Genomic DNA, 13,524 nt, shown 5'->3' with positions numbered 1-13,524 from the left:
GGCTCACATCCGGAAGACGCCGAAGGCGTCGGTGCCCTCGACCGGCGCGGAATGGATGGCGGACAGGGCGACACCGAGCACGTCGCGGGTATCGCGGGGGTCGATGATGCCGTCGTCGTAGACCATCCCCGACAGCACCAGCGGCATCGACTCGGCGGTGATCTGCTGTTCGATCATCGTGCGCACCACCTGGGCACCGTCCTCGTCGAAGGGTTTGCCGCGGGCCAGGGCCGAGGCTTTCGAGACCAGGTAGGTGACGTCGGCGAGCTGCTGGGCGCCCATCACGGCGGAGCGGGCGCTGGGCCAGGAGAACACGAACCGGGGTTCGTAGGCCCGCCCGCACATGCCGTAGTGGCCGGCACCGTACGAGTTGCCGATCAGCACCGAGATGTGCGGCACCGTCGAGTTCGACACCGCGTTGATCATCATGGCGCCGTGCTTGATGATGCCGCCCTGTTCGTATTCCCGGCCCACCATGTAGCCGGTCGTGTTGTGCAGGAACAGCAGCGGCGTGTGCGACCGGTTGGCGAGCTGGATGAACTGGGCGGCCTTCTGCGCCTCCGCACTGAACAGCACGCCCTGCGCGTTGGCGAGGATCCCCACCGGATAGCCGTGCAGCCGCGCCCAGCCGGTCACCAACGACGTACCGTAAAGGGGTTTGACCTCGTCGAAGTCACTGTCGTCGACGATCCGGGCGATCACCTCCCGCGGGTCGAACGGCGACCTCAGCCCGGGCGGCACGATCGACAGCAGGTCCTCGGCCGGGAAACGCGGTTTTAGAACCGGCGCCGGCGAAGGACCTTTCTTGCGCCAGTTGAGCCGGGCCACGATCCGCCGCCCGATCCGGATGGCGTCCTGCTCGTCGGCCGCGTAATGGTCGGCCAGCCCCGACACCCGCGCGTGCATCTCGGCCCCGCCGAGCGACTCGTCGTCGGACTCCTCGCCGGTGGCCGCCTTGACCAGCGGCGGCCCCGCCAGGAACACCTTGGACCGCTTCTCGATCATCACGACGTGGTCGCTCATCCCGGGCAGGTAGGCCCCGCCGGCCGTCGAGTTCCCGAAGACCAGCGCGATCGTCGGAATGCCCTTCGCGGACAGCCGGGTGAGGTCCCGGAAGACCGCCCCGCCCGGGATGAACACGTCCTTCTGGGTGGGCAGATCGGCCCCGCCCGACTCGACCAGCGCGATCAGCGGAAGCCGGTTGGCCAGCGCGATCTCGTGCATCCGCAGCGTCTTGCGCAGCGACCACGGATTGCTGGACCCGCCCTTCACCGTCGGATCGTTCGCCACCAGCAGGCACTCGACCCCGCTGACCACCCCGATCCCGGCCACCACACTGCCGCCGACGGCGAACTGCGACCCGTACCCGGCGAGCGCGGCCAACTCGAGGAACGGGGAGTCGAGGTCGAGCAGCAGCTCGATGCGTTCCCGGGCGGTCATCTTGCCGCGCGCCTGATGCCGGGCGACGGCCTGCTCGCCACCGCCCGCGACGGCTTTGGCGGTCTCCGCGGCGATCTCCTCGAGCGCCGCGAGCATGGACTCACGCGCGGCCGCCACGTCCGGTCCGGCCGGGTCGAGCGTGGATCGCAGGACACTCATCGTTCCTCCAAGAGCGATACTGGAATGTCCACCAGCCGCGACCGCAGCCACTCGCCGAGCCCCTTGGCCTGCGGATCGAACCGGGCGTTGTCGGCCACCCCGGCACCGAGGAGCCCCTCGACGACGATGTTGACCGCCAGAAGGTTGGGCAGCCGGGTGATGTGGATCGCCCGCCCCGCGGTCTCCGGCAGCAACGTGCGAACAACGTCTTCATTCAAAAGACCGACGAGCCATGTGTACGCCTCCGGACGGCGCACCCAGACCCCGACATTGGCGTCCCCGCCCTTGTCCCCGGACCGCGCCCCGGCGATGGTGCCGAGCGGCAGCCGCCTCGTGTTCCCCGCGGTTTCGCCGGCGGCGGGCGGGCCGGGCAGCGGTTCGAGCGGCTGCCGCACGCGCGGCGGCTCGATCCGTTCCACCGTGCCGTCGTCGTGCACCACCTCGTGCGGGGCGACGCCCTGCAGGACGTACCCGGCGGTGAAGACACCGTAGGGGTGGGCCCGGCCCGGGGGAGTGGTGGCGAAGAAACCGGGGTAGGACGCCAGTGCCACCTCGACGGCGGCGTTGGCGAAGGCGCGACCGGCCTTCTTCTCGTCCGCGTCCCGGGCGACGACCGTGAGCAGCGCGGATGCCTGCTGCTGGGTCGGGGCGTCCGGCGCGTCGACCCGGGCCAGGGTCCAGGTCAGCTCAGCCGGGTGGACCGGCAGCCCGGCCTCGAACTGGCGGCGGAACAGATCGGCCTTCGCCTCGATGTCCGGGCCGGTCAGCACCACGGTCATCTCGTTGCGGAAACCGCCGATCGAGGTCAGGCACACCTTCAGGTCGGGTGGGGGAGCCTCACCGCGCACACCGGAGATCGACACCCGGTCCGGGCCGTCCTGGCGCAGGGACACCGTGTCGAGGCGGGTGGTGACGTCCGGTCCGGCGTAGCGGGCGTCCTGTACCTCGTACACCAATTGAGCCGTCACCGTGCCGACCGAGACCGTGCCCCCGGTGTCCGGGTGTTTGGTGATGATCGACGAGCCGTCCGCGAAGATCTCGGCGAGCGGGAAACCGGGGTGCAGGAGATCGTCGATCTCCGTGAAGAACGGGTAGTTCCCGCCGGTCGCCTGGGTGCCGCACTCCAGCACGTGCCCGGCCACGGTGGCCCCGGCCAGCCGGTCGAAGTCGGTGCGCTGCCATCCGAAGTGGGCGATGGCCGGACCGATCACCAGCGACGCGTCGGTGACCCGTCCGGTGACCACGATGTCGGCCCCGGCTTCCAGGGCCCGCGCGATCCCGAAGGCACCGAGGTAGGCGTGTGCCCCCAGCGGCCGCCCGCTCCCCGCCCCGGCCGCGCTCGGGTCGGCCGCGCCCGGCGCGCCGAGGCCGAGTTCGGCCGCGCGGGCGGTGAGGTCGTCGCCGCGGACCAGGGCGATCCTGGCCGGTAGGCCCAGGGCGCGGATCGCGGCGACCAGGCCCTCCGGGTTGACGCCGCCGGCGTTGGTGACGATCCGGACCCGGCGGTCCAGGGCCAGGGCCAGGCAGTCGCGGAGCTGGGTGAGGAAGGTGCGGGCGTAACCGGCGGCCGGGTCGGCGGCCCGGTCGCGGGCGAGGATGAGCATGGTCAGCTCGGCCAGGTAGTCGCCGGTCAGCACGTCCAGGTCGCCGCCCTCCAGCATCTCGCGCATCGCCGAGAGGCGATCCCCGTAGAAGCCGGAGCAGTTGCCGATGCGGATCACCCGCCGAGGCTCGCACAGCTCAGAAAAACAAGCAAGCGTGCTTGTTTTCTCGCGGTTCGGCTGGTTACCGTTCGGTGATGCGGCTCAACGAGGACCATGCAGCGTTCCGGGACAGCGTCCGCCGGTTCGTCGACACCGAGGTCAACCCGCACGTCGACGGGTGGGAGGAGGCCGGCCGGGCGCCGCTGCACGACCTGTTCCCCAAGGCCGCGGCGCTGGGCCTGCTCGGGCTGGAATACGACGAGGCCTACGGCGGCGAGGGCGCCGACCACAGCTTCCAGCTGGTCGCCGCCGAGGAGTACGGGCGGATGCACGCCGGCGGCGTCGGCATGGCGATGGGCGTGCAGGCCATGATGGCCACCCCTTCGCTGCACGACTTCGGCACGCCCGAGCTGAAGGAGCAATACCTGCGCCCGGCCATCGCCGGCACCGCGGTCACCGCGATCGCGGTCACCGAGCCGGACACCGGCTCCGACGTTTCCCGGCTGCGCACCCGAGCGGTCCGCGACGGCGACGACTGGGTGATCAGCGGCCGCAAGGTCTACATCACCAACGGCGCCCAGGCCGACTGGCTGTGCCTGCTCGCCCGCACGTCCGACGAGGGCGGCTACCGCGGCATGTCGCAGATCGTCGTGCCCACCGACCGCCCTGGCTTCAGCGTCGTGCGCACCTTCGACAAGCTGGGCAACCGCTGCTCCGACACGGCCGAGCTGGCCCTCGACGAGGTGCGGGTGCCGGTCGCCAACACGATCGGCGAGATCGGCCGGGGCTTCCAGCAGCAGATGCGCCAGTTCGTCACCGAGCGCGTCTTCGCGGCCTACACGACGGCCGGCCAGTGCCAGTACGCCCTGGACCGCACCCGGGCGTTCGTGCACGACCGCTCGGTGTTCGGCCGCCCCCTGGCCGACCGGCAGTACGTGGCGTTCCGCCTGACCGAGCTCCAGGCCGAAGTGGACCTGCTGCGCAGCCACAACCTGCAGACCGCCGAGGCCCTGATGGCCGGCGATGACGTGACCCGGATGGCCACGGTCGCCAAGCTGAAGGCGGGCCGCCTGATCCGCGAGGTCGCCGACTGGTGCCTGCAGTTCCACGGCGGCATGGGCTACCTCGAGGAGACCTGGACGGCCCGCATGCTCCGCGACGTCCGCCTGACATCGATCGGGGCCGGCGCCGACGAGGTGATGCTCCAGGTCCTGGCCCGCCTGGACGGCCTCCCGGCCTGAGCGCGGGGGCCGGGCGCGTCGTTGCTCACAACTCCCGCCGGTCGAGGATGACGACGGCGCCGGCCAGCAGCGCGACCGTGGAGGCCAGCGTCACTCCCACCGCGGGAAGGTAGTCGGTGACATCGACCGCGGCCCCGGTCAGCAACCGAGCCGGCATCGCCGTACCGATGAACGGTGCCTGCCGCGCGACCCCGGCGACCAGAACCACCAGGACGGACAGGCTCGCGGTGACGATCTGTCCGGCGGCGCGCGCTCCGATCAGCGTCACGACCGCACCGACCCAGACCAGGTACAGGCAGCCCAAGGCCGTACCCGCGAGCAGGTCGCCGGGGTCCGGGGCACCGATCAGGACGGTGGTCTCGTACCAGGCCCCGGCCATGCCGAGCAGGTACACCAGCACGGTTGCGGCGGCGGCGACCGCGAACCGGGGAAGCAGCAGCGTCGCCGAGGCGGGCAGCCGGCCGTACCGGGTGCCCCGGGCCAGCGACCAGTGGTAGAGGCCGGCGGCGCGACTGCTGTACGGGCTGAGCGGGCCGGCGATGGCCACGATCAGCACGACCATGCCGAGTTGGCTCACCTGGGCGACGTAGGCGGCGATGCCGTCGGCCGCGGTGGGGCTCGGCAGGCCGGCCGCCAGGGCCCGAGTCTCCGGGGAGTGTTCGAGCAGCCAGGCGAGATTGGCCGCCATGATCGGCAGGCACAACCCCAGCAGGACAAACAAACCGACCAAACCGATCAACCGATGGGTACGAATCCAGCGGACCAGTTCGAGCCGCAGCAGACTGGTCGGGTTCATGCGGCTACCAACTCTCCGGTGAGGGCGCCGGTCAGCGCGAGGAACGCTCGTTCGAGGTCGCCGGTCCGGCCGGGGCCGGCCTGCGGGTCGAAGGCGGTGAGGCCGCTGGTCGGCCCCTGGTACACCAGCCGGCCGTGGTGCATGACGCCGACGGTCCACGCGGCCTGCTGGATCTGGGTCAGGTCATGACTGGAGATCAGTACCGCGGTCCGTTCGGCCACCCGTTTGAGCAGTGCGACGAGCTGCGCCCGGCCGGCCGGGTCAAGTGCCGCCGTCGGCTCGTCCATGATGATCAGCTCGGGATAGCCGATCAGGGCGACGGCCAGCCCGAGCCGCTGGGTCATCCCCCGGGAGAAGCCGCCGACCCGGCGATCGGCCGCGCCGGCCAATCCGACCTCGGCGAGGATCGCGGCGGTCGCCTCGGCCGGCCGGTCCGGCGCGGTCAGCCGGCGGGCCAGGTCGACGACCTCCCGGGCGGTCAGCCACGGCTCGAACTCCGGAACGTCCGGGCAGATCGCGAGCCGCGCCGCCGGGAACGCCCGCTCGACCCGGCCGGCGTCGGGTCGGCGCACCCCGGCGATCAGAGCGAGCAGGGTGGTCTTGCCCGACCCGTTCGGGCCGACGAGACCGTAGATGCCCCGGCGAGGTACCACCAGGCCGACGCCGAGCACCCCGGTGCCGTCCGGGTACCGGCGGACCAGATCGGTGGTACGCAGGACCGGATCGACGACGTCGAAGCTGGTGTCTCCGGCGGTGCCGGGCGCCGACGGCCCCTCGTCGAGGGTGCGGGTCCCCCGGCCCAGAAAGAGGTAGGCCAGCAGCCCCCAAGGGAACGAGGCCAGCGCGACGGCGGTCCACACGGCCCGGGGCAGATATCGTGGCGCCGGTCCCCGCCAGATATCCACCAGGCCGGCCACGATGCAGGCCGCGACGAGCAGCAGGGCCGGCGCGATCACGGCCGCCAACTTGGGAGACAGGTCGTTTTCCAGCATGATCTCGACCGTACGGAGCAAGCGTGCCACCCACGACCGGCTCCACTCCCCGGTCGATGGTGTAGCTGGCTACACCTTGATCGATCGAGGCCTGCTGGCGAACACTCGACCGCAACGGGTGGGAACGGGGGTCGACGAGGTGCTGACGAGCCTGCACCGAGCATGCCTCGGCAGCCGGCAGTTGCTGTCCGGCGGCCCGACCGCGCTGCTCGCACTCGTGGCGTTCGTGCTGACCGCCGCCGCGCTGGCCTCCAGCCCGCCGCTCGGGGCGCTGTTGCTCCCGGTCGCGGCCACCGCGAACCGCAAGGTCGCGACGCGGGAACGGCGCCGGGTCGGCCGCCTGCTCGGTACGCCGGTGGAGTACCGGTACGCGCCCCTGCTCGACGCGGCGACGCCGGCGGGTCACGGGTACGCCCGGCGCTGGTTGACGATCATCGTCCGTACCCTTGCCGCCCGTTCGACCTACCAGGACGCCGCCTGGACCGCCGTACACGGTCTGCTCGGCACGGCCCTCATCGCGCTGGTCCCGGCGCTCTGGGCCGCGGCGATCGCCGCGGTCGCGGCCGTGCCGTTCTGGCTGTTCGTGCCGGGCACCAGCGCAGCCTGGCTACTGCCGACGGCGCTGGCCCCGGTAACCCTGCTCGTCCTGCGGTCGCTGCCGACGTTCGCCCATGCGCAGGCCCGCCTGTCGGCGCGAATGCTGGCCGAGCCGGCCCAGGCGCGCATGTCGGCCCGGCTGGTGGAGCTGGCCGAGACCAGGGCCGGCGCACTCGCCGCGCACAGCGCGGAGCTGCGCCGCATCGAACGTGACCTGCACGACGGCGCGCAGGCGCGGCTGGTCTCGATCGCCCTGCGGCTGGCCCTGGCCGAGCGGCGGATGACCTCGGACCCGGTGCTCGCCGCCGACCTGGTCGGCCAGGCCCGGGAGGGGGCCGAGGCGGCCATGGGCGAGCTGCGCGACCTGATCCGCGGGCTGTACCCGCCGATCCTGGCCGACCGAGGTCTGGTCACCGCGGTCGAGGCCCTCGCCGCGCGCAGTCCCGTGCCGGTAACCGTCACCGTGGACGCGCGGACCGCCGAGCGACCACCGGCGGCGGTGGAGGCCGCCGCGTACTTCGGGGTGTCCGAGGCATTGGCCAACGTCGCCAAGCATTCCGGCGCCGGGCAGGCGACCCTCGGCCTCGTCCTGGACGACGACCGGTTGGTGATCGTGGTGACCGACGACGGCACCGGCGGCGCCGACGAGTCCCGCGGCACCGGTCTGAGCGGCATCCGCCACCGGGTCGCCGCCTTCGACGGAAGCCTGGCCCTGTCCAGCCCGGCGGGCGGCCCGACGGTGCTCACCATCCGGCTGCCCTGCACCGCCGAGGCCGATCCACTGTGAACCGGAGGCGGCCGTGCGGGTCGTGATCGTAGAGGACAACGTGCTTCTCGCCGAGGGACTACGGCTGATGCTCGAGCTGGAGGGGGCGACGGTCGTGGCGGTGCTGCACACCGCCGAGGAATTTCTGACCACCATCGGCGAGCACGCTCCGGACGTCACCATCACCGACGTACGGCTGCCGCCCGCCTTCAGCGACGAGGGCGTCCGGGCCGCCGCCGAGGCCCGTCGACGCTGGCCCGGCCTGCCGGTGCTGGTGCTGTCCCAGTACGTCGAGCACGTCTACTCCGCCGAACTGCTGTCCCAGGGTGCCGGCGGGGTCGGCTACCTGCTCAAGGACCGGGTGTCCCGAGTGGACGAATTCCTCGACGCCCTGCGCCGGGTGGCGTCCGGCGGCACCGCGATCGACCCGGAGGTGATCGCCGAGCTGTTCCGCCGTCAGCGGCAGAACAGTCCGCTGGAGCGGCTGACCGCCCGGGAGCGGGAGGTGTTGTCGCTGATGGCGCAGGGGCACTCGAACACCACGATCGCCGGACTGCTGACCCTGACCGAGCGGTCGGTGAGCAAGCACATCGGCAACATCTTCACCAAGTTCGACCTGCCCCCGGACGACAGCGCACACCGCCGGGTACGCGCCGTCCTGACGTTCCTGAACTCGTGACCCACCGGCCGGCATCGAACAGCATGCCCGGATCAGCCCGTCGGACCGTCGGCAGCCAGGGCGCGCGATCGAGCCTCGGTACCCAGGAACTCGCCTATCCGGATCACCAGGCGGCTCACCTCGTAGGCCACCATGCCCATGTCGATGTCGCGCTGGCAGAGCACAGCCAGCCGCGCGTTCTGCCCGGCGGACACCAGGAACAGGGTGTTCCCGTCGTATTCGATGACGACCTGCTGCACGGCCCCGGACCCGAAGCGGCGGCCGGCCCCGGCGGCAAGGCTGTACATCGAGGAGGCACCGGCCGAAAGGATCTCCGCCAGGTCCTGCGACATGAACGACGACTTCTGGATGATCAGCCCGTCGGTGGAGAACAGGACGGTCGACACCACATGAGGCACCTCAACGAGATCGTCCAGCATCCAGGGCAGGTTGGTCGGGGGCATCGGGGTGGTCATGGGCTCCTCCTCCAGCGGGACGTCCCCATTCCACCCGAGGATTGCGCCCGAATCATCCCCCAATTCTCCTTTGAGGGGGATTCCCCTAACGCCCTAACACGCAGCCCCAAACCGCCCGTCCGGCAATGGGGACGCGCCCCGATTCCCCCGAGGCCGCTGATCGCCACCAGCGCCTACGCGGGCCAGACCATCGACGACTGGTTCATCGCGTACCACCGCTTCGCCGTCCCGGGCGGCGGCACCCACCGGGAGACCGCGATCGACGGCCTGCGGTTCACCGCGGCCGGCCTGATCGTTCCGGTCCGGCCGAGGCTCTGAGGCCGGGTGCTGGCCGGGGCGGCGGCGGCCGCGTTCGTCCTGGCGGTGCTGTCGGCGGTGGCCGGCTTCGGTGGTGGCGTGCTGCTGCTGCCGGTGTTCATCGCGCTGTTCGGGCTGCGGGTGGCGGTGCCGGTGCTCGCGCTGACCCAGGTGTCGAGCAACGCGTTCCGGGTGTGGCTCAACCGGCGTGATCTGCGCTGGCGCCTGGTCGGCTGGTTCGCGGCCGGCGCCGTGCCGTTCGCCGTCGCCGGTGGACTGTTGCTGGCGCACGCTCCGCTCGGCGAGCTCCAGCGCCTGCTGGGGGTGTTCCTGATCGGTGTGGTCATCTGGCGGCGGCGCAATCCGCAACCCCGCAAGCCGGCCGACCGAAGTTTCGCGGTGGTGGGAGCCGCCTCCGGCCTGGCGTCCGCGTTGCTGGGCTCGGCCGGGCCGCTGACCGCGCCCTTCTTTCTCGCGTACGGGCTGACCCGCGCGGCCTACATCGGCACGGAGGCGGCCGGCGCCCTCACCATGCACCTGTCGAAGATCGCCGCCTACGGTGCCGGTGACCTGATCACCCGGCCGGTCCTGCTCTACGGCGCGACGCTGACCCCGGCCACGCTGGCCGGGGTCTGGGTCGGTAAGAAGATCGTCGGGCGGATCAGTGACCGGGTGTTCGTGATCCTGGTGGAGATCGGCCTGATCGCCGCAGGAGTGCTGTTGCTCGCCGGCTGAACGAGCCTCAGCGGCCGAGCCCGGTGAGCCGGCTGAGTGCGGCGAAGCCGTCGTCGGTGCCGGGCCAATGCTTGCGGACGGCTTCGAGGCCGGCGCGGCGGACGGTCGATCGGAGTACGGCGGTGACGATGATCGCGTCGTCGGCGTACCCGAGAACCGGGATGAAGTCGGGGATCAGGTCGATGGGAAAGGCCAGATAGGCAAGCAGCAGGCCGAGCCGGATCCGGACACCGCGCGGCAGTTCCGGGTCGCGGGCGAGGCGATGCAGCAGCCGGATCAGGTCGGGCAGCAGCCGCAGCGCTTCTTTCAGCTGGGCGGGGCCGGGCCGGGCGGCCAGCAATGCGATCAGCAGCGCCGTCCAGATCAGCAGGATCGCGACGCCGGCGCCGATCAGGGTCTGCCACCACCACGCCATGTCTCAGCCTCCCAAATAGGCCGAGGTGCACCGGGGCAATCCCGGTGCACCTCGGCGAACGGCGATGTCAGGACCCGAAGTTGTAGTTTCCGGTGCCGGGGACCTTCGACGGGAGGCTTCGGCGGGACTGCTCGCCGCGGACGGCCACCTTGATCATGTCGTAGATCGTGCCCAGCGCGACCACCACGATCACCGAGACCGTGAACCAGTGCTTCACGTCGCCGCCGCCCAGGTCGGCGAAGTTGTGGAACTCGGGGTTGAAGAAGCGATCGGTGGCCAGCAGCCAGATCAGCGGCACCGCGAAGAGCAGCTGCTGCACGGCGTTGACCACGGTGACCGTGCGGTCGTAGGAACGGCGGCGGAAGAGCCAGATCTGGTAGCCGGCCCCGATGACCAGGGCGACGATCATGTACGGCCACCAGAACGACCAGTTCGCCGGGTTGAGCACGGGCACCTCGTTGAGGCCGAAGTGCTGCCAGATCAGGGCCGCGGTCAGCAGGATCGGCCAGACGACGCCGGCCGCCACCTCGGTCTTCGGGACGCTGCTCGGTTCGTACCTCGGCAGGTCCTTCAGGGTCCAGTTGAGTTTCAGGCCGGTGCGGCCGGGGCCGGCGCCGGTGCGTTCGAGCACCACGAACACGGCGGTCGTCCAGAACGCCATCTGGATGCCCACGTTCAGGATGGCGGTCACCGCACCGCCGATCACCTTGCCGATATCCGGGTCTTCGATCAGCTGGACGACCACGCCGATGATCACCACGATCGGCAGCACGGCGGCCAGCATCAGGGTCAGCAGGCGCCGCCACGCCGGGTAGAACTCCGGTCCGATCAGGACGTTGGTTCGCCCCGAGTACTGGTCGGCGAGCCTCTCCGGGTCGCCCAGCTCGGTCAGCGTGCCCTCGACCGCGGTCTCCCGCTCCTCGCCGGCCTCGACCCGGGCGTCGACCGCGTCCTCGATGCTGGCGCGCAGCTCCCGGTCGATGTCGCCGCGCTGCTGCTCCGGGATGTGGCGCAGGGCGGTGTAGACGTAGCGGTCGATCAGGCTGGTCATTCTTCGCTCCCCGATTTGACTGAAAGGTCGCCGATGGCGGTGTCGATGCGGGACCACTCGTCGCGCAGGGTGCCGGCGAGTGCGTCGCCCTGTTCGGTGGTCCGGTAGAACTTGCGCGGGCGGGCCTCGTCGGTGTTCCACTCGCTGGTCAGCAGCCCCTGCGCCTCGAGCCGGCGCAGCAGCGGATAGAGCGTGTTGGCCTCGACCTCGAAGCCGGCCTGGCTCAGCGTCTCGAGCAGCGAATAGCCGTAGCCCGGGGTGCGCAGAGTGATGAGGCTGGCGACGACGACGGTGCCGCGCCGCAGCTCCTGCAGGTGCCCCGATAGCGTCGCGTCCATTGTCATGCTCAACACCATAGTGTGTGTCACACACTATGGCAACAGGAAACACCAATGTGCCGTCGATGTTCGTCGCTAAAGTCCGGCCGCGATGCGCTTGTCGTACCGCTTGACCTGCTTGAATCCCTCGCCGGAGAGCGTCTCCAGGCGGCTGCGCCAGAACGCCCAGCGCGGGACGCCGAACCCGACGCCGGCCTGCATGGCCAGTTCGCCGAGGCGGGCCGCGTAGGTGCGGCCGTGGATCGTGGCGCCGGCCAGCTGCTCGCCGGCGTGCCGGAACCACTCGATCGCGGCGTCCAGGTTCTCGGCCGGGCCGTCGAAGGTCTCCAGCCCGGCGCTGATCGTCCACCGGCCCAGGAGCCGGGCGTCATGCGTTCTCGCGGCGGTCAACCGGGCGGCGAACGAGTTCAGCGCGGTCCACTCGGTGGTGCTGCGGCCGCATCGGTCACCGTCCGCCCGGCCGCGCAGAGGATCGCCTCGGGGTCGTCCGCGTCGACCAGGGGAGCGACGAAGGCATCGACGTCGGCGGCGGCCACGGCGGTCGCCTCCTCGTACGTCATCTGATCCTCGCCCTTACCTTCCGCTTACCTGCCGGGCCTAGCTTCGCAAGCATGACCGACCGCCGCGTGATCTCCCATGTGCTGCGCCGGCTGACTCCCGGGCCCACCGCGACCGAGATCGACGCCGGGGTGTCGGCGGGGCTGGAAGCCACCGTCGACCGCGTGCTCGCCCCGGTGCCGCCGCCCGCGCTGCCCGCCCTAGGCGCGGACCCGCTGACCTCGGCCCGCACCAAGGAGGAGAGGCAGGAGGCCCGCCGTCAGGTGGCCGAGCAGGTCGCGGACGCCACCTGGTGGTGGATCGGCCGGTTGGCCGGCACCGGCTCCTCGGCGGCCGAGAAGCTGACGTTCTTCTGGCACGGGCACTGGGCGACCAGCGTGCAGAAGGTCCGGTCGGCCGGGCTGATGCTCTCCCAGCAGCAGATCTTCCGCCGCTACGGGACCGGGGCCACCGGGCCGCTGGTGCGGGCCATGCTGCGCGACCCGGCGCTGATCATCTGGCTGGACGGGCAGCGCAACACCCGCAAGGCGCCGAACGAGAACCTGGCCCGCGAGGTCATGGAGCTGTTCACGCTCGGGGTCGGGCACTACACCGAGGACGACGTCAAGGCGGCCGCCAAGGTGCTGACCGGGTGGCAGGTCGACCGGGCCGCCGGAACCGCCCGGCTGGTCGCCGCCCGGCACGACCCCGCCGCCGTCACGCTGCTCGGGACAACCGGGGTGTTCGGGGTGGACGAGTTCGCCGACATGCTGGTGCGGCATCCGGCCCACGTGCCGTTCCTGGCGTCGCGCGTCCGGGCGCGTTACGGCTCGGCGCCGGACCTGGAGACCGCCGGTAACAACGTCACCGCCATGCTGCGGGCGCTGGCCCTGGACGCCAGTTTTCCCGCCGACGCCGGGAATCTGGGGAAACAGCCGATCGAATGGGTCGTCGGGGCCGTGCGGCAGCTCGACGTTCCGCTCGACAAGGCGCGCAAGCCGGCGCTGGCCGCGCTGCGGGCGCTCGGGCAGGTGCCGTTCCGGCCGCCGTCCGTCGGCGGCTGGCCCGCCGGCGAGGCCTGGCTCACGACCGCGGCCGCCCAGGCCCGGCTGCGGTCCGGGCAGGCGCTGGCCGCGCTCGCGCCGGCCGCCGTGCAGTCGCTTTCCGAGACGAAAGGGGAGCGGCTCGACGCCCTGGCCCGGCTCCTCGCCGTCGACGCGTGGACCGACCGCACCGCCGCGGTGCTGAAACCGGTCGCCGCGAAACCGCAGCAGCTGCTCGCCCTCGCCCTCGCCACCCCCGAATACACCGTCCACTGAACGG

General features: G+C 71.4%; 15 protein-coding genes. 5 read left to right on the top strand and 10 right to left on the bottom strand.

Features of this window, described 5'->3' with window-relative positions:
• Positions 1–3 precede the first annotated feature (3 nt).
• Both Ato02nite_RS24760 and Ato02nite_RS24755 read right to left on the bottom strand, forming a co-directional pair.
• Positions 4–1,599 (bottom strand): acyl-CoA carboxylase subunit beta, encoded by a 1,596-nt coding sequence (locus Ato02nite_RS24760; protein WP_213009008.1) that lies wholly within the window; start codon positions 1,597–1,599, stop codon positions 4–6.
• Entirely contained in the window at positions 1,596–3,320 is a 1,725-nt protein-coding gene (locus Ato02nite_RS24755) for an acyclic terpene utilization AtuA family protein (protein WP_213009007.1), read from the bottom strand. Before Ato02nite_RS24755 ends, Ato02nite_RS24760 begins: the two co-directional genes overlap by 4 nt.
• Before the next feature lie 77 nt (positions 3,321–3,397).
• Here Ato02nite_RS24755 and Ato02nite_RS24750 point away from each other — a divergent pair, with 77 nt between their 5' ends.
• The gene (locus Ato02nite_RS24750) at positions 3,398–4,543 is read left to right on the top strand and encodes an acyl-CoA dehydrogenase family protein (protein ID WP_213009006.1); all 1,146 of its coding nucleotides are present in this window, start codon (positions 3,398–3,400) and stop codon (positions 4,541–4,543) included.
• 25 nt (positions 4,544–4,568) lie between these two features.
• On the opposite strand, the gene Ato02nite_RS24745 is transcribed toward Ato02nite_RS24750, so the two are convergent.
• Positions 4,569–5,339, bottom strand: coding sequence for a hypothetical protein (locus Ato02nite_RS24745; protein ID WP_213009005.1), 771 nt, complete (start codon positions 5,337–5,339; stop codon positions 4,569–4,571).
• On the bottom strand, positions 5,336–6,331 hold the full coding sequence (locus Ato02nite_RS24740) for an ABC transporter ATP-binding protein (RefSeq protein ID WP_213009004.1): 996 nt from the start codon (positions 6,329–6,331) through the stop codon (positions 5,336–5,338). Before Ato02nite_RS24740 ends, Ato02nite_RS24745 begins: the two co-directional genes overlap by 4 nt.
• Positions 6,332–6,449: 118 nt before the next feature.
• On the opposite strand from Ato02nite_RS24740, the gene Ato02nite_RS24735 reads away from it, so the two are divergent.
• Positions 6,450–7,715 carry a sensor histidine kinase gene (locus tag Ato02nite_RS24735; RefSeq protein WP_246607383.1) on the top strand — a complete coding sequence of 422 codons (1,266 nt, stop codon included), beginning with the start codon at positions 6,450–6,452 and terminating at the stop codon, positions 7,713–7,715.
• A 13-nt stretch (positions 7,716–7,728) separates the two neighbouring features.
• The gene (locus tag Ato02nite_RS24730) at positions 7,729–8,373 is read left to right on the top strand and encodes a response regulator transcription factor (protein ID WP_213009002.1); all 645 of its coding nucleotides are present in this window, start codon (positions 7,729–7,731) and stop codon (positions 8,371–8,373) included.
• A gap of 32 nt (positions 8,374–8,405) precedes the next feature.
• Here the strand turns inward: Ato02nite_RS24730 and Ato02nite_RS24725 are convergent, their stop codons facing one another.
• Positions 8,406–8,828, bottom strand: coding sequence for a roadblock/LC7 domain-containing protein (locus Ato02nite_RS24725; RefSeq protein ID WP_213009001.1), 423 nt, complete (start codon positions 8,826–8,828; stop codon positions 8,406–8,408).
• A gap of 324 nt (positions 8,829–9,152) precedes the next feature.
• Here Ato02nite_RS24725 and Ato02nite_RS24720 point away from each other — a divergent pair, with 324 nt between their 5' ends.
• Positions 9,153–9,860, top strand: a complete 708-nt coding sequence (locus Ato02nite_RS24720; RefSeq protein ID WP_213009000.1) for a sulfite exporter TauE/SafE family protein — start codon at positions 9,153–9,155, stop codon at positions 9,858–9,860.
• A gap of 7 nt (positions 9,861–9,867) precedes the next feature.
• On the opposite strand, the gene Ato02nite_RS24715 is transcribed toward Ato02nite_RS24720, so the two are convergent.
• The 5 genes from Ato02nite_RS24715 to Ato02nite_RS24695 form a co-directional block, all read right to left on the bottom strand.
• Positions 9,868–10,275, bottom strand: coding sequence for a YkvA family protein (locus tag Ato02nite_RS24715; protein ID WP_213008999.1), 408 nt, complete (start codon positions 10,273–10,275; stop codon positions 9,868–9,870).
• A gap of 67 nt (positions 10,276–10,342) precedes the next feature.
• A complete protein-coding gene (locus tag Ato02nite_RS24710) occupies positions 10,343–11,326 on the bottom strand; it encodes a permease prefix domain 1-containing protein (RefSeq protein ID WP_213008998.1) in 984 nt (327 codons plus the stop codon).
• On the bottom strand, positions 11,323–11,670 hold the full coding sequence (locus Ato02nite_RS24705; RefSeq protein ID WP_213008997.1) for a PadR family transcriptional regulator: 348 nt from the start codon (positions 11,668–11,670) through the stop codon (positions 11,323–11,325). The genes Ato02nite_RS24710 and Ato02nite_RS24705 overlap by 4 nt, the downstream gene beginning before the upstream one ends.
• A gap of 69 nt (positions 11,671–11,739) precedes the next feature.
• Entirely contained in the window at positions 11,740–12,054 is a 315-nt protein-coding gene (locus tag Ato02nite_RS24700) for a DUF3632 domain-containing protein (RefSeq protein ID WP_213008996.1), read from the bottom strand.
• 17 nt (positions 12,055–12,071) lie between these two features.
• Positions 12,072–12,224, bottom strand: a complete 153-nt coding sequence (locus Ato02nite_RS24695) for a hypothetical protein (protein ID WP_213008995.1) — start codon at positions 12,222–12,224, stop codon at positions 12,072–12,074.
• Positions 12,225–12,275: 51 nt separating this feature from the next.
• On the opposite strand from Ato02nite_RS24695, the gene Ato02nite_RS24690 reads away from it, so the two are divergent.
• The gene (locus tag Ato02nite_RS24690; RefSeq protein ID WP_213008994.1) at positions 12,276–13,520 is read left to right on the top strand and encodes a DUF1800 domain-containing protein; all 1,245 of its coding nucleotides are present in this window, start codon (positions 12,276–12,278) and stop codon (positions 13,518–13,520) included.
• Positions 13,521–13,524: the final 4 nt, after the last annotated feature.

This window comes from Paractinoplanes toevensis (assembly GCF_018332695.1).
Lineage (GTDB): Bacteria > Actinomycetota > Actinomycetes > Mycobacteriales > Micromonosporaceae > Actinoplanes > Actinoplanes toevensis.
The sequence above is the reverse complement of the archived record's forward strand: the minus strand, read 5'-3'. Positions and strand labels throughout refer to the sequence as shown.

Coding starts and splice junctions, on each gene's coding strand:
- Ato02nite_RS24760 (WP_213009008.1), bottom strand. CDS start 1,599: ATGAGTGTCCTGCGATCCACGCTCGACCCGGCCGGACCGGACGTGGCG.
- Ato02nite_RS24750 (WP_213009006.1), top strand. CDS start 3,398: ATGCGGCTCAACGAGGACCATGCAGCGTTCCGGGACAGCGTCCGCCGG.
- Ato02nite_RS24745 (WP_213009005.1), bottom strand. CDS start 5,339: ATGAACCCGACCAGTCTGCTGCGGCTCGAACTGGTCCGCTGGATTCGT.
- Ato02nite_RS24740 (WP_213009004.1), bottom strand. CDS start 6,331: ATGCTGGAAAACGACCTGTCTCCCAAGTTGGCGGCCGTGATCGCGCCG.
- Ato02nite_RS24725 (WP_213009001.1), bottom strand. CDS start 8,828: ATGACCACCCCGATGCCCCCGACCAACCTGCCCTGGATGCTGGACGAT.
- Ato02nite_RS24715 (WP_213008999.1), bottom strand. CDS start 10,275: ATGGCGTGGTGGTGGCAGACCCTGATCGGCGCCGGCGTCGCGATCCTG.
- Ato02nite_RS24710 (WP_213008998.1), bottom strand. CDS start 11,326: ATGACCAGCCTGATCGACCGCTACGTCTACACCGCCCTGCGCCACATC.
- Ato02nite_RS24705 (WP_213008997.1), bottom strand. CDS start 11,670: ATGACAATGGACGCGACGCTATCGGGGCACCTGCAGGAGCTGCGGCGC.
- Ato02nite_RS24695 (WP_213008995.1), bottom strand. CDS start 12,224: ATGACGTACGAGGAGGCGACCGCCGTGGCCGCCGCCGACGTCGATGCC.
- Ato02nite_RS24690 (WP_213008994.1), top strand. CDS start 12,276: ATGACCGACCGCCGCGTGATCTCCCATGTGCTGCGCCGGCTGACTCCC.